The sequence below is a fragment of the Brevundimonas sp. genome, from assembly GCF_035998205.1.
In the GTDB taxonomy this organism is placed as follows: domain Bacteria; phylum Pseudomonadota; class Alphaproteobacteria; order Caulobacterales; family Caulobacteraceae; genus Brevundimonas.
Window position 1 is genome coordinate 121,213 of record NZ_DASYHT010000003.1, and the last position, 17,677, is coordinate 138,889.

The 17,677-nt window shown below is 71.2% G+C and carries 18 protein-coding genes and 1 pseudogene; 13 read left to right on the forward strand and 6 right to left on the reverse strand.

Going from position 1 to position 17,677, the window contains the following annotated elements; genetic code table 11:
* Nucleotides 1-81: 81 nt before the first annotated feature.
* From VGN74_RS02415 to VGN74_RS02440, 6 genes are all read left to right on the forward strand, one after another.
* Nucleotides 82-447, forward strand: coding sequence for an endonuclease domain-containing protein (locus VGN74_RS02415; protein WP_327445760.1), 366 nt, complete (start codon nucleotides 82-84; stop codon nucleotides 445-447).
* Nucleotides 448-642: 195 nt separating this feature from the next.
* The gene (locus VGN74_RS02420) at nucleotides 643-1,575 is read left to right on the forward strand and encodes a nitronate monooxygenase (protein ID WP_327445761.1); all 933 of its coding nucleotides are present in this window, start codon (nucleotides 643-645) and stop codon (nucleotides 1,573-1,575) included.
* 31 nt (nucleotides 1,576-1,606) lie between these two features.
* Nucleotides 1,607-2,296: a hypothetical protein gene (locus VGN74_RS02425; protein WP_327445762.1), complete on the forward strand. Its 690-nt coding sequence runs from the start codon at nucleotides 1,607-1,609 to the stop codon at nucleotides 2,294-2,296.
* A gap of 94 nt (nucleotides 2,297-2,390) precedes the next feature.
* On the forward strand, nucleotides 2,391-2,921 hold the full coding sequence (locus VGN74_RS02430; RefSeq protein WP_327445763.1) for a fasciclin domain-containing protein: 531 nt from the start codon (nucleotides 2,391-2,393) through the stop codon (nucleotides 2,919-2,921).
* A 224-nt stretch (nucleotides 2,922-3,145) separates the two neighbouring features.
* Nucleotides 3,146-3,358, forward strand: coding sequence for a cold-shock protein (locus tag VGN74_RS02435; RefSeq protein ID WP_327445764.1), 213 nt, complete (start codon nucleotides 3,146-3,148; stop codon nucleotides 3,356-3,358).
* A 243-nt stretch (nucleotides 3,359-3,601) separates the two neighbouring features.
* On the forward strand, nucleotides 3,602-3,862 hold the full coding sequence (locus VGN74_RS02440) for a hypothetical protein (RefSeq protein ID WP_327445765.1): 261 nt from the start codon (nucleotides 3,602-3,604) through the stop codon (nucleotides 3,860-3,862).
* A 46-nt stretch (nucleotides 3,863-3,908) separates the two neighbouring features.
* On the opposite strand, the gene VGN74_RS02445 is transcribed toward VGN74_RS02440, so the two are convergent.
* From VGN74_RS02445 to VGN74_RS02455, 3 genes are read right to left on the reverse strand one after another with little or no spacing between them, the layout of a single operon-like run.
* Nucleotides 3,909-5,072: a cystathionine gamma-synthase gene (locus tag VGN74_RS02445; RefSeq protein ID WP_327445766.1), complete on the reverse strand. Its 1,164-nt coding sequence runs from the start codon at nucleotides 5,070-5,072 to the stop codon at nucleotides 3,909-3,911.
* Between the two features lie 35 nt (nucleotides 5,073-5,107).
* Nucleotides 5,108-5,902 (reverse strand): alpha/beta hydrolase family protein, encoded by a 795-nt coding sequence (locus VGN74_RS02450; protein ID WP_327445767.1) that lies wholly within the window; start codon nucleotides 5,900-5,902, stop codon nucleotides 5,108-5,110.
* Nucleotides 5,899-7,302 carry a cystathionine beta-synthase gene (locus tag VGN74_RS02455; protein WP_327445768.1) on the reverse strand — a complete coding sequence of 468 codons (1,404 nt, stop codon included), beginning with the start codon at nucleotides 7,300-7,302 and terminating at the stop codon, nucleotides 5,899-5,901. The genes VGN74_RS02450 and VGN74_RS02455 overlap by 4 nt, the downstream gene beginning before the upstream one ends.
* A 191-nt stretch (nucleotides 7,303-7,493) precedes the next feature.
* Between VGN74_RS02455 and rnr the strand changes: the two genes are divergently transcribed.
* Nucleotides 7,494-9,797, forward strand: a complete 2,304-nt coding sequence (gene rnr, locus VGN74_RS02460) for a ribonuclease R (protein ID WP_327445769.1) — start codon at nucleotides 7,494-7,496, stop codon at nucleotides 9,795-9,797.
* A gap of 98 nt (nucleotides 9,798-9,895) precedes the next feature.
* Nucleotides 9,896-10,342, forward strand: a complete 447-nt coding sequence (locus VGN74_RS02465; protein ID WP_327445770.1) for a hypothetical protein — start codon at nucleotides 9,896-9,898, stop codon at nucleotides 10,340-10,342.
* 72 nt (nucleotides 10,343-10,414) lie between these two features.
* On the opposite strand, the gene VGN74_RS02470 is transcribed toward VGN74_RS02465, so the two are convergent.
* Entirely contained in the window at nucleotides 10,415-13,255 is a 2,841-nt protein-coding gene (locus VGN74_RS02470) for a pitrilysin family protein (RefSeq protein WP_327445771.1), read from the reverse strand.
* Nucleotides 13,256-13,425: 170 nt separating this feature from the next.
* Between VGN74_RS02470 and VGN74_RS02475 the strand changes: the two genes are divergently transcribed.
* The 5 genes and pseudogenes from VGN74_RS02475 (at nucleotide 13,426) to VGN74_RS02490 (ending at nucleotide 15,358) form a co-directional block, all read left to right on the forward strand.
* Nucleotides 13,426-13,821: a helix-turn-helix transcriptional regulator gene (locus VGN74_RS02475; protein ID WP_327445772.1), complete on the forward strand. Its 396-nt coding sequence runs from the start codon at nucleotides 13,426-13,428 to the stop codon at nucleotides 13,819-13,821.
* Nucleotides 13,805-13,981: pseudogene (locus tag VGN74_RS14585) on the forward strand (response regulator transcription factor); the annotation flags it as partial. The gene VGN74_RS02475 and the pseudogene VGN74_RS14585, both read left to right, overlap by 17 nt.
* 109 nt (nucleotides 13,982-14,090) lie before the next feature.
* Nucleotides 14,091-14,360 carry a hypothetical protein gene (locus VGN74_RS02480; protein WP_327445773.1) on the forward strand — a complete coding sequence of 90 codons (270 nt, stop codon included), beginning with the start codon at nucleotides 14,091-14,093 and terminating at the stop codon, nucleotides 14,358-14,360.
* Between the two features lie 171 nt (nucleotides 14,361-14,531).
* A complete protein-coding gene (locus VGN74_RS02485; RefSeq protein ID WP_327445774.1) occupies nucleotides 14,532-14,885 on the forward strand; it encodes a hypothetical protein in 354 nt (117 codons plus the stop codon).
* A 38-nt stretch (nucleotides 14,886-14,923) separates the two neighbouring features.
* A complete protein-coding gene (locus tag VGN74_RS02490; protein ID WP_327445775.1) occupies nucleotides 14,924-15,358 on the forward strand; it encodes a hypothetical protein in 435 nt (144 codons plus the stop codon).
* A gap of 7 nt (nucleotides 15,359-15,365) precedes the next feature.
* On the opposite strand, the gene VGN74_RS02495 is transcribed toward VGN74_RS02490, so the two are convergent.
* Together VGN74_RS02495 and VGN74_RS02500 are read right to left on the reverse strand one after the other, a co-directional pair.
* Nucleotides 15,366-16,571 (reverse strand): MFS transporter, encoded by a 1,206-nt coding sequence (locus tag VGN74_RS02495; protein WP_327445776.1) that lies wholly within the window; start codon nucleotides 16,569-16,571, stop codon nucleotides 15,366-15,368.
* Entirely contained in the window at nucleotides 16,568-17,614 is a 1,047-nt protein-coding gene (locus VGN74_RS02500; protein WP_327445777.1) for a LacI family DNA-binding transcriptional regulator, read from the reverse strand. The genes VGN74_RS02495 and VGN74_RS02500 overlap by 4 nt, the downstream gene beginning before the upstream one ends.
* Between the last annotated feature and the right edge of the window lie 63 nt (nucleotides 17,615-17,677).

Sequence of the window (17,677 nt, forward strand, 5' to 3'; positions counted from 1 at the left end):
ACAGCCCCCCTCCACCGCTCCGCGGTCCCCCTCCCCCTGCGGGGGAGGAAGGCGTATATTCCCGGATGTGCGGGGGCGGAGATGGACGAGACGCCCGACATCACCACAAGCCGGGCCCGCGCCCTGCGCCGCCGCCTGACCCTGCCCGAAGTGCTGGTCTGGACCAGCCTTCGCGGACGGCGGCTGGGCGGGTTGCGGTTCCGGCGGCACCATCCCGTCTGCCCATGGATCCTCGACTTCTACTGTGACGCACGCCGGCTGGCGGTGGAGATCGACGGTCAGGGGCACGATCATCCCGACGCACTGCGTTACGATGCACGTCGCACCGCTTGGCTAGAAGAGCAGCGGATCGCCGTGCTGCGCCTGTCGGCCCGCGACGTGCTCGACGACCTGCCTGCGGCGCTGGACCGCATCCGCCATGCCGCAGCCGCCCGCGCACCGGAGTGACACGGGTCCTCCCCCACAGGGGGAGGTGGCGCGGCGCGGAGCGCCGTGACGGAGGGGGGCGAAACACGACTGTCGGGGACAGCCGCCCTCCACCGCTTCGCGGTCCCCCTTCCCTTCGGGGGAGGACTGGAGACCCCGTTGCCTTCCGCGCCGTCAGCCCGCTAAGCGTAGCCAAAGACAACGGAGGAGACGCCCGTGGCCATTCCCGCCTCGCTGCAAAAGGGCCTGAAGCTGCCCGTGATCGCCGCCCCCATGTTCCTGGTGTCGGGCCCTGACCTGGTGGTCGAGACCTGCAACGCCGGGGTCATCGGCACCTTCCCGTCGCTGAACCAGCGCACCACCGAGGGCTATCGGGACTGGCTGCAGGAGATCAAGGGCCGGCTGAACCCGGACGCGGCGGCCTTCGGCGTCAACCACATCGTCCACCCGACCAATCCGCGGCTGATGGCCGACATGATGGTCTCGGTCGAGGAGAAGGTGCCGCTGATCATCACCTCTCTGGGGGCGGTGCGCGACGTGGTCGATGCGGTGCACGGCTATGGCGGGGTGGTGTTCCACGATATCGCCAACGTCCGCCACGCCCGCAAGGCGGCCGAGAGCGGCGTCGACGGCCTGATCCTGGTGGCCAACGGCGCCGGCGGCCACGCCGGCATCATCAACCCCTTCGCCCTGATCAACGAGGTGCGCCAGTTCTTCAGCGGCACCATCATCCTGTCGGGCTGCCTGTCGACCGGCCAGGACGTGGCCGCGGCCCTGATGATGGGCGCGGACTTCGCCTACATGGGCACCCGCTTCATCAACACCACCGAGGCCATGGCCCCGGAGGCCTACAAGGCCATGATCATCGACTCCGGCGCCACCGACATCGTCCACACCCCGGCGGTGTCGGGCATTCCGGCCAACTTCATGATCAAGTCGCTGGAGGCCAACGGCATCGATCCGAAGCACCTGCCCGAGCACAAGCTGGACATGGGCGACGAGGCCAAGGCGTGGAAGACCGTCTGGTCCGCCGGCCAGGGCGCGGGAGCCATCCATGACGTCGTGCCGGCGGGCGAGCTGGTCGGCCGCCTGGTCTCTGAATACCGTCAGGCGACGGACAGATTTGCGAAGATCTCGCTGGTCGCCTAAACCTCGCGGCCTTCCCGGCCCCGAGGTTGTCATGCGTGTCCTGATTCCGGCGCTCGCCGCCCTGTCGCTGCTCGTCGCCGGCGCGCCCGCCGTCGCCCAGTCGTGGATCGGCGACACCGGAGGCGAGGTCGGGGTCACCACCGACAACCGCTCCAAGTTCGCCAGCAAGAGCGGGGGCGACCCCGCGGCCTTCGCGGGCGTCTACGCCCTGACGCCCGACGGCGCCTGGTACGTGGAGGGCGAGGCCGAGACGATCCGCGACTCCAGCGGGTCGGACGCAGAGCTCACCTTCGCCGCCGGCTGGCGGCCGCAGGTGATCGGGTTCGACCTGGATCTCGCCGCCGCCCGCAAGGTGCGGCTGGGCGCGCGCCCGGGCGCCGACACCGAGGCCTGGGAGTTCACCGCCGACGCCGAGCGCGCCATCGGCCCGTTCGAGGGCCGCCTGCGCCTGCAGCAGTCCCCGGACGGCGCCGGCTCGACCGGGGCCTGGGTCTATTACGAGGCGCGCCTGCGCTGGGATGTCGCGCCGCGCTGGACGCTGGACGCCCAGGTGGGGACCCGGGACTACGAGGACGACGCCGACGACTACAGCGGGGCCAGCCTCGGCGCGGTCTATGCGGTCACGGACAACCTCGAATTCGACCTGCGCCTGATCGACACCGACCGGGCGGGCGAGGATGACGAGCCGGCGCTGGTGGTGTCGCTGATCGCCGGCTTCTGAGGCTGCGGCGGCTCGCCGCGCGGCGCATCCGGCCGGCCTGTCTGTGCGTCCTTACGCCGACCGCGATCCGACGGTCGTCGAAGGAGACTTCCCGATGCAACGCCGCCTCGCCGCCCTCGCCCTCGCCGCCGGCCTCGCCGCCGCGGGCGCCGCGTCCGCCCAGAGCTATGGCGCCCCGCGCACCAATATCGTCGAGGGCGCCGTGGCCTCGCCGGCCCACACCACCCTGGTCGCCGCCGTCCAGGCCGCCGGTCTGGTCGACACCCTGGCCAGCCCCGGCCCGTTCACGGTCTTCGCCCCGACTAACGACGCCTTCGCCGCCCTGCCGGCCGGCACGGTCGAGACCCTGCTGCAGCCGGCCAACCGCGCCACCCTGACCAAGGTGCTGACCTATCACGTGGTGCCGGGCCGTCTGGCCGCCGCGGACGTGCTGGCCGCCATCCAGGCCGGCAACGGGCGCGCCGAGGTGACCACCGTCTCGGGCGACACCCTGGTGGCCTCGCTGGAGGGCGGCAACGTCATCCTCACCGACGAGAACGGCGGCAAGGCCACCGTGGTCCAGGCCGACCTGTTCATGTCGAACGGCGTGATCCACGTCACCAACGCCGTCTCCATCCCGCAGTAAGGCGGTCCGCGAGGGGGTCGTCCGCGGCCCCCTCGCGACCTTTCGCCACGGCCGCACCTTGCGCCGGAGGGGTGCTCCCCCCATTTGCCCCTCTGTCGATCTCTTTGCGTCACGCCGCTGCTCCCTTTGCATCACGCACCGAGGTCCAACAGCCGATCCGTTCAGACCCGACAGGCCGACCAGGGATTCCTCCCTGCGGTCAACGCCAGACGGAGGTCCTGAAAATGGCTACCGGCACTGTGAAATGGTACAATCCGACCAAGGGCTACGGCTTCATCGAGCCCGCTAACGGGGGCAAGGACGTGTTCGTCCATGCCTCGGCCGTCGAGGTCTCGAGCCTCGGCTCGCTGAACGAAGGCCAGAAGATCTCCTACGAGGTCGAACGCGACGCCCGCTCGGGCAAGGAATCCGCCGGCCGCCTCCAGGCGGCGGAGTAGGACGCTTTCGCGACCTGCAGCGACATCGCCTTTGACGGCGAAGTCGTCGAACTGCTGCCGGGCGGCAATCGCAAGATCCGCCTTGGCAACGGCCATCTCGTCACCTCCCTGCCGATGTCGGGGCCGCCCACGGGCGCACCGCTGATCGGCGACCGGGTGGTGGTCGAGATCGCCCTGAACCAGCTGAAGGGCTGGCGCCTCGCGCGCCGGCCCTGACGCCCTCCCCCGACCGAAGGATACGCCATGACGCCGCTCGCCGAGATGATCCCCGCCATGTCCGACGCCGACCTGGCCTCGCTGCGCGTCAATGCGCGTCGCCTCGTCGAACACGGCGCCTCCAGCCAGGTCATGGCCGCCAGCGACATCCTGCCGGTGATCGATACGGAACTGGCGCGCCGCGCCGCCCTGCCCAAGCCTGACAAGGCCCCGCCCAAGCGCGCCCCGGCGAAGAAGAAGCTGCCGCCGGTCACCGGCCACCAGACCGCCCTGCCCGCGCGCGCCTGACGCAGCGGGCCCGAGGGGGCGACAAACGCCCCCTCCCCGACTTCGGTCAGCCCAGCGCCTGATCCAGATCGGCGATCAGGTCGTCGACCTCCTCGACCCCGACCGACAGCCGGATCAGGGTATCGGTGACCCCGCCGGCCTCGCGCACCTCTTTCGGCACCGAGGCGTGGGTCATGATGGCCGGGTGATTGACCAGGCTCTCCACGCCGCCCAGCGACTCCGCCAGGGTGAAGACCTCGACCCGCTCCAGCACGCGCTTGGTGCGCTCCAGATCGCCTTCAAGCCGCAGGCTGACCATGCCGCCGAAGCCGCCCGCCATCTGGCGCGCGGCCAGGTCGTGCTGCGGGTGGGAGATCAGGCCCGGGTAGATGACCTCGGCCACGCCCGCCCGGTCCTCCAGCCAGCGCGCCACCGCCAGGGCGTTCTCGCAGTGCGCCTTCATGCGCAGGCCCAGCGTCTTCAGCCCACGGTTGGCGAGGAAGGCGTCGAACGGCCCCATCACCCCGCCGACCGAGTTCTGCAGGAACTTGATGCGGGTCGCGAGCTCCGCGTCACCGGTCACCAGCGCCCCGCCGATGATGTCCGAGTGGCCGTTCAGATACTTGGTGGCCGAGTGCATGACGATGTCCGCGCCCAGCGCCAGCGGCTGCTGGCAGAAGGGCGTGGCGAAGGTGTTGTCGACCACCAGCAGCAGCCCGCGCGCCTTCGCCAGCCCCGACAGGGCGGCGATGTCGGCCAGCTTCATCAGCGGATTGGTCGGGGTCTCCACCCACAGCATCCGGGTCTTCGGCGTGATCGCCGCCTCGACCGCCGCGAGGTTGCTGAGGTCCACATAGGCGAAGTCCAGCCCCATCGAGCGTCGCCGCACCCGCTCGAACAGCCGCCACGAGCCGCCGTACAGGTCGTCGCCCGTGACCACGTGATCGCCGGCGTCCAGCAGCTCCAGCGCCGTCGAGGTCGCTGCCATGCCGGAGGCGAAGCCGAAGCCCTGCACCCCGCCCTCGAGGTCCGCGAGGCAGGCCTCGAACGCCTCCCGGGTCGGGTTCTTGCCGCGGGCGTACTCATAGCCCTTGTTCACGCCCGGGCTCTCCTGGGCGTAGGTCGAGGTGGCGTAGATCGGCGTCATCACCGCCCCCGTCGTCGGGTCCGGTCGCTGGCCGGCGTGGATGGCGCGGGTGGAGAAGCCCGGGCGGTTCTTGCGGACGGTCATGAGGGTCGCCGTGGTCTGGGGTCAGAAGTGAGGGATCAGGGAGCGGCCGGGCCAGACCCGGCCTCGAGAAAGGTTCGCGTGCGGGCGAAGGCGTCGCACCAGGTCGGCAGATCGAAGCGGTGCCCGTCGAATTCGAGCATGGCGATCTCGACCTGCTGGCCGGCCTCGGTCAGGGACCGGGCCAGGTCGCGGGTCCGTGCGACCGGCACGGCCTCGTCGCGCCGGGCATGCAGCAGCAGCACCGGCACATCGCGCCGGCCAACGTGCTCGACCTCGCCGCCCGTGGCGACACCGATCACGGCCGAGATCCGGGACCCCTCGCCGAAGCCGGCCCGCACGGCGACCCCGCCGCCCCGGGAGTAGCCCCAAAGGGCCACGCGATCGGGGTCGACGCCGGGCTCCGAAGCCACCGCAGCCGCCGCATCCAGCGCTGCGCGGCTCCAGGCCCGTGCCGCCACCGCCCGACGACGCGAGTCGGGCCGCGCGGCGTCGAAATAGGCCGGCAGGATCACCCGGTAGCCGCGCGAGGCCAGCTGCAGGGCATGGGCGTCGAACAGGATGGCGTTCATCTCCCAGCCCGTACCGCCATGGAGCAGCACGATGGCCCGACCGTTGGATGCCCCGCGGGGACTGTACAGGTGGGCGCGGATCGCGCGTCCGGCGCTGTCAAACGTCACGGTCTCGCGCGTCGCCCGCAGCGGCACATCGTCGGCGCAGCCGGGCATGCCGACCACGAAGCGGGGGGCGTCAGGCGTCTGGGCGACGGCCGGGGCCGCGACGCCGCCCGCCACCGCCAGGGTCGCCGCGATCGCCAGCCCCGCCCGGCTCACCGGTTCAGGCTCAGGTGGTTGATCAGGTCGGTGCGGGTGATCAGGCCGACGAAGCGCTCCCCGTCCAGCACAATCGCCACCCGGTCGCGGTCGAACAGGGGGATCAGGGCGTCGAGCGGTTCGCTGACCTGCACCGTGTCGAGATCACGGGTCATGACCTCGCCGACGGCCTTCCTGAAGCGCGCCTCCCGGGTGATCTCGTCGGTGTTCATGACATGCACGATGTCGCTCTCGTCGAGGATGCCGACCAGTCGGCCGTCCTGCAGCACCGGCAACTGGCTGACGTCGGCGCCGCGCATCCGCTTGAAGGCGGTATCGAGGGTGTCGCCGGGCCCCACCGAGACCACCTCGCCCCGGTCCGGCCGGCGGGTGATGAGGTCCGACAGGTCGCCGTGCAGCTCGCGCTCGGCGAGGCCCTGATCCGCCAGCCAGGCGTCATTGTACACCTTGGACAGGTACTTGGCCCCGGTATCGCAGACGAAGGTGACGCAGCGCTTCGGCTCGGTCTGCTCGCGGCACCAGCGCAGGGCGGCCGCGATCAGCGTGCCCGACGAGGAGCCGGCGAGGATGCCCTCCTTCAGCAGCAGTTCGCGCACGGTCGCCACCGCCTCGGCGTCGGGGATCGAATAGGCCTTCTCGATCAGGCTCATGTCGGCGGTGTCCGGCACGAAGTTCTGGCCGATGCCCTCGACCGTGTAGCTGCCCTCGGGGCCCGGTACGCCGTCGTTGACGATGCCGGCCAGGGTCGAGCCGACCGGGTCGGCGAGGATGATCTCGGCGGTCGAGCCCTTGTCCTTCAGGAACCGGCCCACGCCGGTGATGGTCCCGCCTGACCCGATGCCCGCGACGAAGGCGTCGACCTGTCCGTCCATCTGCTCCCAGATCTCCGGGCCGGTGGTGCGCACATGCGCCTCGGAGTTGGCGGCGTTGGCGAACTGGTTGACGTAGAAGCCCCCCGGAATCTGCTGCGCCAGACGTTCGGCCATGTCGGTGTAATACTCGGGGTGCCCGTGCGGCACGTCCGAGCGGGTCAGGCGCACATCGGCGCCCATGGCCCGCAGGTGCTGGATCTTCTCGCGGGACATCTTGTCGGGGATGACCAGCAGCACCTTGTAGCCCTTGGCCTGCCCCACAAGCGTCAGCGCCAGCCCGGTGTTGCCCGCCGTGGCCTCGACGATGGTGCCGCCGGGCTTGAGCCAGCCCTCGCGCTCGGCCGCGTCGATCATCGACAGGGCGATGCGATCCTTGATGGAGCCGCCCGGGTTCTGCGCTTCCAGCTTCAGGAACAGTCGGCAGGGACCGGTGTCGATACGCGTCACCTCCACCATCGGCGTCTTGCCGATCAGGTCCAGCAGCGAGCCGCTGGGGCCGGTGAGAACGGGCGATGGGGCCAGCGACATGACGCACTCCGGAGGTCTGGTTCGGGCGGCAAGCTCGCCGTGCGCCTGCGTCAGGTCAAGCGACGCAACATTCGACCCCGTCGGGACGGCCTGCCGTGAGGATCGGCGGAGGGCCGGGCGTCGACGGGACCCGCAATCCGGCCGGGACGCAAAGTTCAACCCGTCGCCCGATTCTCGCGGTATCAGGGGGCATGTCCCGCCCGCCCCGCCGTCCCGCCGCCGGTCTGCCCGACCGGGAGACCCTGATCCGCTACCTCGCGGAGGCGGGGGAACAGGGCAAGGCGGACATCGCCCGCGCCTTCGGCCTGAAGGGCGTCGAGCGCCGCATGCTGCGCGAGATGCTCGCCGAGCTCGAGAGCGAGGGCCAGCTGGGCCGGCGCGGCCGCCGCGGCTTCGTCAAGGCCGGCGACCTGCCGCCGGTGGGCGTGGCCGACGTGGTCGATCGCGACGCCGACGGCGAGCTCTACGTCCAGCTGGCGAAGGGCGGCGAGGATGCGCCGAAGGCGGTGCTCGTGCCCGACCGCAAGGCCGACCGCGGCCCCGCTCCCGGCATCGGCGACCGGCTGCTGGTCAAGTTCACCCGGGCGGGCGAGGACTGGGAGGCGCGGCTGATCAAGCGTCTGGACAGCGGCGGCCCCGGCCGCGTGCTGGGCGTGGTGCGTAAGGCCGCCCGCGAAACCCGCATCGAACCGGTCGATCGCCGGTCAAAGGACGTCCTGATCATTCCGCAGGCCTTCGCCGAGACCTTGCGCGACGGCGATCTGGTGCTGGCGACCCCGGAGCGGGGCGAGCACCGCTATGGCCCGCAGCGCGGCAAGGTGCTGGAGACCATCGGGCGCGAGGACGACCCCCGCGCCGCCTCCCTCATCGCCATCCACACCCACGGCGTGCCGACCGGCTTCTCGGAGACCGTCGAGCGGGAGGCCGAGGACCAGGCCCTGCCGACCCTGAAGGGACGCGAGGACCTGCGGCAGGTGCCCTTCATCACCATCGACCCGGCCGACGCGCGCGACCACGACGACGCGGTCTACGCCGAGCGCGACGAGAGCGCCGACAACGCGGGGGGCTGGATCGTCTGGGTCGCCATCGCCGACGTCGCCGCCTACGTCCGCCCCGGCACGGCGCTGGACCGCGAGGCGCGGGCCAAGGGCAACTCGACCTACTTCCCCGACCGGGTCGAGCCGATGCTGCCCGAGGTGCTGTCCAACGGCCTGTGCAGCCTCAAGGCTGGCGAGAGCCGCGCCTGTCTGGCGGTGCGGATGGTGTTCAGCAAGGACGGCCGCAAGCTGTCGCACCGCTTCGTGCGCGGCCTCATGCGCAGCCACGCCAAGCTGGCCTACGAGCAGGCCCAGGCCGCCATCGACGGCCAGCCGGACGACGTCACCGGTCCGATCATGGACCGCATCCTGTACCCGCTGTGGAACGCCTACGCCGCCATGCTCAAGGGCCGCGAGCGCCGCGCCCCTCTGGCCATCGAGAGCATGGAGCGGCGGGTGCGCATGGACCCGGAAGGCGGCATCGCCTCCATCGAGCCGCGCGTCAGCCTCGAGGCCCACCGGCTGATCGAGGAGATGATGATCCAGGCCAATGTGGCCGCCGCCGAGACGCTGGAGCAGACGCGCACGCCGCTGATCTACCGGGTCCACGAGGCGCCCAGCCAGGAGAAGATCTTCAACCTCGCGGACTTCCTGCAGACCCTTGGCAAGCCTTGGACCAAGGGCGAGCCGGCGACGACGAAGCGCTTCAACCGGCTGCTCGAGGAGATGCGCGAAACGCCCCACGCCGAGGTGGTCAACGAGGTGGTGCTGCGCAGCCAGATGCAGGCCATCTACAGCCCCGAGAACGTCGGCCACTTCGGCCTGAACCTCGACCGCTACGCCCACTTCACCTCGCCGATCCGGCGCTACTCCGACCTGATCGTGCACCGCGGCCTGATACGGGCGCTGAAGCTCGGCTCGGACGGCCTGACCGACCGCGAGATCGCCGAGTTGCCGGCCATCGCCGAGAAGGTGACCGAGACCGAGCGCCGCTCCATGGCCGCCGAGCGCGACGCCATGGACCGCTACATGGCCGCCTTCCTGTCCGACCGCGTCGGCGGGGTCTTCCCGGGACGGATCACCGGCGTGACCCGCTTCGGCCTGTTCATCCGCCTGACCGAGACCGGCGCCGACGGCCTCGTGCCTGTGTCGAGTCTCGGCGACGAGTACTTCACCCACGACGACCGCGCCCACGCCCTGGTCGGCGAGCGCACCGGTCGCCGCTGGCCGCTGGGCAAGGCGGTGGAGGTGCGGCTGCGGGAGGCCACTCCGGTCACCGGCGGCCTGCTGTTCGAGATGCTGTCCGAGCCGGATCCGCGCGACCCCAACGCCCCGGGCCCGCGCCTCGGCATGCGCGGCCGCGGCGCCGGCCGTCCCGGCGGCCCCAAGCCGTCCTCGCGCAAGGGCGGCAAGCCGCTGGGCGGGCTGAAAGGCGTTCGCAAGGGCAAGCGGCGCTGACCTGCGACAAACGGCGCAGGACAGGCGCGACGGTCCGCCGTGCTTTCGCCGCCCTGAATGGCCAAGCTCGGGCGAAATCTGATCAAGGAGCGACCCCGATGCGACGCCTGCCCCTGTTCGCCGCCTGCGCCCTCGCCGCGACGACCCTGGCCGCCTGCGGCGAGGTCGACCTGGCCAAGGCCGGCCAGAACGCCGCCCTCGCCGCCCTCGAAGCGAGCAATCCCGAGATCGTCCAGGGCATCCGCGCGGCCCAGACCCTCAAGCAGGCGGCCCTGACCTGCGGCTGGCAGGACGTGGACGCCACCCGCCTGGCCCAGGCCGCGGTCAGCGGCATCGAGGAGGCGCCGGTCCGCGCCGCCGCCTCCAGCCTCGTCGAGGACCTGCTGGTGGCCAATGCGCCCGCCACCGGGGCAGCCCCTGCCGCGGCCGCCGCCAGCGACTGCTCGCCCGAGGCGCGCGCGGCGCTGGAAAGCCAGATCGCCGCCATCGCCGGCGGTGAGGCCGGTGAAGCCGGCGAGGCCGAAGGCGAGGCGGAGGGCGGTTGAACCCCCGCGTCCGTTCTGACGCCCGCCTGACATTGGAAAGGCCCGGTCGCTCGCGCGGCCGGGCCCTTCTTGTCAGAGCCCGAGCGTCGGGCTGTTCAGGTCCAGCCGGTCGGCGGGGATCACCTCCACCTGCGGGTGGGCGGCGCGCAGGGCGTCGATGAACTGCGACGCGTCGCCGACCACCACCACCCAGGCCTGTTCCGGCGGCAGGACAGACGCCGCCGCCCCCTGCAGACCGTCCGCCGTCGTGGCGCGGATGCGCTGCGGATAGGCTTCCACCTCCGACAGCGGCAGGCCCAGCTGGACGGTGTTGGCGAGGAAGCCCCCGAGGCCGGCGGTGGTCTCCAGGTTGCGCGAGAAGCCGCCGGTCAGGAAGGTCTCGCGCGCCTCGACGGCCGCCTCGGTGACGGGCTCGTCGATCACCCGGCGGAACTGGGCCAGCACGATGTCGACCACCTCGGCGGCGCTCTCGTGCTTGGTCTGGGTGCTGGCGGTCAGCAGGGCCCGCTCGCGCCGCTGGGCGAGGCTGGCGGAGGCGCCGTAGCTGAGGCCGCGCTTGGCCCGCACCTCCTGGAACAGATAGCCGTTCTGCCCCGCGCCCAGCACGGCCGTCGCCACCGACAGCGGATACCAGCTCGGGTCAGACCGGGCCGGCGCGGCGACGGCGGCCGTCACCGCCGACTGGCCGGCCCCGGGCATGTCGACGACGAGGATGCGGGGCGGCAGGGGCGCGCCGGCGCGGCCGGTCACCTCCGGGCGCGCGGCCGCCGGCGTCCGCCAGTCGCCCAGCGCCTGTTCGGCGAAGGCGAAGGCCTGGTCCGGCGTCATGCCGCCGGTGACCACCAGGGTGGCGTTGTCCGGCCGCCACCAGCGGGCGTGATACGCGACCACGTCGTCAGCAGTGATGGCCGACACACTCTCCGGCGTGCCGCCGCCCGGACGCCCGTAGGGCGCGTCGCCATAGGCGATGCGGTTCAGGACGGCCGAGGCCACCGGCCCCGGCTGGCGGTAATCGACGCGCAGGGCGTTGACCGTCCGGGTGCGGCTGCGGGCCAGTTCGGCCTCGGCGAAGGCGGGAGCCGTGACCACGTCGCCGAACACGTCCGCGACGACATCCGCAGAGACCAGCGGCATCGCCGCCGACAGCACGGTCCCGTCCGCCCCGGCGCCGCCGCCGATCTGGGCGCCGGCCGCTTCGAGGGTGCGGGCGATATCGAGCGCGCTCCGGCCCCCGGCCCCCTGGGTGGCGAGGTTGGCGGTGAACTCGGCCAGACCGGCGCGGTCCGCCGGGTCCGCCGAGGCGCCGCCGCCGATTACCAGCTGGACGCTGGCGATGGGCAGGTCGGTCGAGGTGGCGGCGATGACGCGCAGGCCGTTCGGCAAGGTGCGCTCGGCGATGGCCGGGGCCGCCATGACCCGCGGCGCGCCGGGCGCAGGCGCCGGATCGCGCTCGCCCTCGGGACGCAGGTCGTTGGGCTGAAGGATCGCGGCCGGCAGGGTCAGGAAGGTCGGCATCGGCGCCGGATTGCGCCAGCTGTCCTCCGGCGTGCCTTCCGGCCGCTGACGCTCGTCGAGATAGCGGATCGACACCCGCGCGCGATCGTCGAGATACTGGCGGGCCACCCGCTGCACGTCGGCCGCCGTGACCGCCTGCACCGCGGCCAGGGCGTCATCAGCCGCCCGGGGGTTGCCTTCGGATACCAGCCCCTGCCCGACCATGAAGGCGCGTCCCGACGCCGTCTCCCGCTGTCGCAGGTTGGCGGAGACGATCTCGATCTTCGCCTCGGCCAGCTCCGCCTCGGTGACGAGGGTGTCGCGAATCCGGGCCAGCTCCGCGTCGAGGGCTGCCTCGGCCGCATCCGGATCCTGCCCCTGGGCCACGATCACCGTGGCGGTCAGGGTCCCGGCTTCCTCGTTGGAGCCGACGCCAAGACTGGCGGAGGCGGCGAGCTGCCGGTCATAGACCAGCGCCTGGTACAGCCGGCTGCTCTGGCCGCGCGACAGGATCGCCTGCATGACGTCCAGCGCGGCGTTGTCAGGATGGCCGGCGGCTACCCCTGGCCAGATCGCCGCCACCGCCGGCAGCGGCACGTTCGGCGCATAGGCGACGACCCGGCGCGGCTCGGTGCGCGGCGTGGCCGCCGGCCGTTCGAACTGCGGCACCGGCCGGCCCGGGTTGCGGATATCGCCGAAGTAGTGGTCGACCCAGCGGTCCAGCTGGGCCGGATCGAAGGCGCCCGACACGATCAGGGTGGCGGTGGCCGGCCGATAGTAGGCCTCGTGGAACGCGCGGGCGTCTTCAATCCGGGCCGAGTCCAGCTCCTCGATCGAGCCGATCACCGAGCGGCGGTAGACCGACTCATCAAAGGCGTTGTCGCCGATGACGAAGCGCTGCAGGCGACCATAGGGCGGCGCATAGACCCGCTGGCGCAGCTCTTCCTTGACGATGTCGCGCTCGGCGTTGAACACCGCCTCGTCGACGACCGGCCGGGCCATGCGCTCGGCGTGGGTCCACAGCATCGTCTCCAGGTACTGGGGCGGCACCGTCTCGTAGTAGTTGGTGAAGTCCTGCCCTGTGGAGGCGTTGCGCGTCCCGCCGGCGTCCTCGACCATGGTCGAGATGCCGCCGTAGGGGATGTTGACCGTCTTGCGGCTGAGGATGTGCTCGAACAGGTGGGCGAAGCCCGAACGGCCCTCCGGGTCATCCTTGCCGCCGACGTCGTACCAGAGCTGCACCGTCACCGTGCCCGCTGCCGGGTCCGGCATGGCGTAGACGTCCAGGCCATTGGCCAGCTCCCGGTGGCTGAACTGCAGCGGCGGCGGCGTGATCTCCTGGCCGGCGGCAGGCGCAGTCAGCCCCCCCGCCCAGAGCAGCGCCGCCACACCCGCCGTCGCCAGAACCTTGCGTCCCATCCCGAACTCCCCCGGATTACTGAGGCGAGCACCTTGGCGAGCCCCGTCGCCCGGGAAAAGTTACGAGCCCGTAATGTGACCGCTATCGTGCATTTCGCGCTCCGGTTGGAGGACGACTTCGCCTTGCCATTCCAATGGTTCCCGGGTTTAAGCCGGGGATCGGAGGACTTATGGCGGCATCTGAAGAAGACATCGACGCGCTGGTGGGCCGGCGGGTGCGGGAGCTGAGGCTTCAACTCGGCCTGACCCAGACCCAGCTCGCGGACGCTATCGGCGTCACCTTCCAGCAGGTGCAGAAGTACGAGCGCGGCTCGAACCGGATTTCGGCCTCCAAGCTCTGGCTGATCGCTGACAGGCTCGGCGTTTCGCCTGCCAGCCTGCTGACCGGCCTGCCCTCGCCGTCCGGTGATGGCGTCAGCGACGGCCCCGAAGGCGAGGATGACGAACAGGCTCGCCTCCTGAACGCCTTCGGGCGGATCGCCGATCCCCGCCGCCGGCAGACCCTGATCGACGTGGCCGAGGGCCTGGGCGCTGCGCCGCTGCGCCGTCGTGCCGACCCGGCCTGACCTCACCCGTCTGACCCCGCGCGAGCGGGAGTGCCTCGACGCCGTCGCCCGGCTCGAGCGGTCCAAGGAGATCGCCCGTCGCCTCGGCATCGGCCCGCGAGCGGTCGACAAGCATATCGAGAACGCCCTGCGAAAGCTGGGCCTGTCGTCCCGGCTGGAGGCCGCGCGCCTGATCCGCGAAGACCTTCGTAGGGATTACGAAGGGGAGCCGCTCCCCGTCGCAGCGACGGTCCTCGCCGCGTCATCGTCCCCGCAACACGGAGACGATCATGCCCACCCCCTTCGACCCCCTCCCCCCGGCGACCTGGGACGACCTCGAGACCATCTTCGACGCCCTGGCGGAGACGTCCGAACAGCGCCAGGCCGTAGCCCATCTGCTGGAAGTCACCCGGGCGATGAGCCCCTATCTCTCGCGGCTCGATCTGCTGCGCGAAATCATCTGCATCGCGCTCGTGCTGCTGCCCGAGAACGATCGACCGCCGAGCGACTGGCCCTGGCTGCGGGGGACACGCCCCCGCGCTCCGGCCTTGATCAGCTGATCCGCGGACTCGCGCTGGCCTGTCTGATCGGCTTGCTGCTGGCCGGCGGCCTCGCCGCGGCGCTGCAGGTCGGACAGGTCGTGCAGACGATCGACGAGCGCCTGCGCGCCCGCTGACCCCTTCACCTGTAGCGTTCCCAAGAGCTCCGCCTGCGGGCGGAAAGGAGCCCCCATGCGCCGCAAGGACATCGCCCAGACCGTCGCCTCTCACCTCTTCCGCACCGAGGCCGCGCTTGATGCGGCCCTTGAGGAAGCCGCCCTGATGATCGCCCGCATCAGCCAGCTGCGCCGTGAGCACGGCTACTCGGCCGTACTGGGCCATGACGCCGTCGCCGCCATCAGCCGCAGTGTCGAGGCGCTCGGACAGGCGCGCAGTCACGCCATGGCGGCGCACGCCTCGCTGGCTCAGGAGGCCGCCAGTCTCGGCGTCAGTCCAACCCACCTCCAGGGCAACGGAACGAACAAGCCGCCGGAAACGAGGCCGACGGCGCCGACCGGACAGGATCTGTTGACGCTGGTCGCCTGAACAGCGATCACCCTACGGCAACCGCAGGTGGAGGCCGGATGTTCAATTCGCTGATCCAGAACGTCGGGCACATCCTGACGGTGATTGTGACGATCCTGATCTTCATGCGACCGGCGCCGGGGGCCCGCGCGGTCGCCGTGGCCAACATCGTGGCCTATCTGGCGACGCCGCTGGTGCAGAACAGGGTCGACTACGAAAGCCCCCAGTGGGCCATTCTGGCGGTCGATGTGACCCTGCTCGCCTTCATCACCTGGGTCCTGATGCGAGAACGCGACCTATGGCTCCAGATAACCTGGGGCGCCATGGCCCTGACTACGTTGCTGCACATCGCCAAGGCGCTGGACCCGACCCTGTTCGCCCGCGGCTACATAGGGTCGCTCTACGTCGTCTATTTTGCCTTCCTCGCGGGACTGGCCGCCAGCCTTCTGCCGGCGGCGCGCCGGCCGCGGCCCGCGCCTGACACCCTCCCCTGAGGCGGGTTTACCCCGGCTCGCGCACCCGTCCCATCAGCACGCCGGCGACCACCGCCAGGGCGGCCAGCACCAGCATCAGCCCGCGGTAGCCGCCGCCCGAAATCAGGACGAAGGCGAGGGCCGGCCCCGCAATCGACGGCAGGGTGTTGGTCAGGTTGAGGATGCCGAGGTCCCGACCGCGATGCTGCGGCGACGGCAGAAGCTGCATCACGTAGGTCTGCTGCAGCGCCAGGAAGACGGCCTGGGCGATGGCGAACAGCACATAGGCCGCGGCCGCCAGCGGCCAGACCGGCAAGAGGGCCAGCATCACGAGGGCCGTCGCCACCGCGAGGGTCAGCGCCTGCAGGATTGCGCGCCGGGCGGAGAGTCGATCGCTCAGCTGCCCGAGGAGGATGGAGACCGGCGCCGTCAGCAGGGCCGCCACGCCCATCAAAAGGGCCAGCCGACCGGCCGCTCCATCCGCTGTGAGCGCCTGCCCCTGCACCCGGACGGTCTCGAAATAGTAGAGGGCGAAGGCGAACATCACGCCGCCGGCCAGCTGGACCAGCAGTCGGGCGAACCAGACGGCGGCGAGATTGCGCCGCCCGTGCGGCCGGGGCTCCGGCTCCGTGGCGGCGGATCCCTGAGGGGCAGGCCGGAGGGCGAGAAAGGGCAGGATCGCGACCGCGGCGAGAATGAACGCCGCCGCGAGACGGCCGAGACTGTCAGGAACCGCCATGACGGCCACGCCGGAGAAGGCCCCGAGCGGATAGGCGGCGCCCATCAGCCCGCCGAGCGCACCCTTCTGCGCGTCGGGCACCTCATCGGCGGCGAGGGCCGCGAGCGGAGCGAGCAACAGGTTCAGGCCGATCTGGAAAGCCACGATGGCGATGAGCACGCCGGCCAGTCCCTCGCTCATCGCGACCGCCGCATAGCCCAGGGCCGTCGCGGCAAGACCGGCGGCGATCCACGGCCGCCGCCCCCATCGCCGCGACCGCCAACGGTCGCTCAGATCGCCGGCGACGACATTGGCGATGCTGGCGGTCAGCGCGCCCGCCATGGTGACGAGACTGAGTGTGGCCACCTTGTCGCCCGGGGACAGGCCCAGTTTTAGGGGCAGGAGCAAGGTCAGCAGAGGGGTGTAGGCGATCACCCCGCCGCCCCAGGCGAGGGCGAACAGGACGAGCCATAGCCCTGACCGACGACCCGCCGTCTGCGCGCCTCCGGCGCTCACCGGGGCGGCGGCGCCGAGGACCCGCGCACCGCCAGTCCAAACGGCACGACCACCGACGTCGGCAGATCCTTGACGCCGCTTTTGGCGCGGATCAGCAGATCGGCGGCGGCGCGGGTCATGTCCGCGATCGGCTGGACCACGGCGGTCAGGGGGGGATGGCTGAAGCGCACCACCGGTGTGTCGTCAAAGCTGACCACCGACAGGTCCCTTGGCGTCTGCAGGCCGCGGCGAGCTGCGACCGCAACCGCCGCCAGCGCCATCTGGTCATTGCTGGCCACGATGCCGGTCGGCGGGTCCGGCAGATCGAGCATCTGCGTCACGGCGCGTTCGCCCGACGCAAAGGTGAAGTCCCCGTCCCCCTCAAGCGCCGGATCCACAGGAAGACCGCGCTCGCGATGCGCCCGGCGCCAGCCTTCCAGACGGCTCGCGGACACGGCGTACTCGTCACTCCCTGTGATGAAGCCGATCCGGCGGTGTCCGAGGTCGAGCAGGTGTTCGGTGGCCACCTGCGCGGCCAGCGCCTCGTCCATGGAGATAGCGTAGCCGTCGCCAACCGCGTCGGAACACATGCGGGCGAACGGCAGGCCCAGCCGCACCAGCAACTCGGTGATCTGCGGATTGTCGGAGTGGGGCGGCGTCAGGATCACGCCGTCGGGACGCAAGGCGGAAATGGCCGACTGCACCTCGCGTTCGACCTGGGCGGCGTGGGTGTCGATCAGCTCGAAGATCATGTGATAGCCGGACTCGGCGCACCGCAGCATGCCGCCCATCAGCATCTGATCGACCCAGTCGCTGCCCTGCCCCGAGGTCCAGGCCTCGATCGTCCGGTCCCGATCGTTCAGCGCCATCAGCAGGAAGGACCGGGAGCCCCCCATGCCACGCGCCGCCACGCTGGGCACATAGCCCAGCTTGGCCACGGCGGCGCGCACACGCTCGGCGACCGCCGGCCGGACGTTCGGTCCGTTGTTGATGACCCGGGAGACGGTCTGCAGCGAGACGCCCGCCTCGGCGGCGACATGCTTGATGGTGACGGCGCGACGCAATGCAGATGGGCCCCTCTTCGGCCGACCATTGTGTCAGGCCGGGGGCGCGCCAGGCAAGCCGAT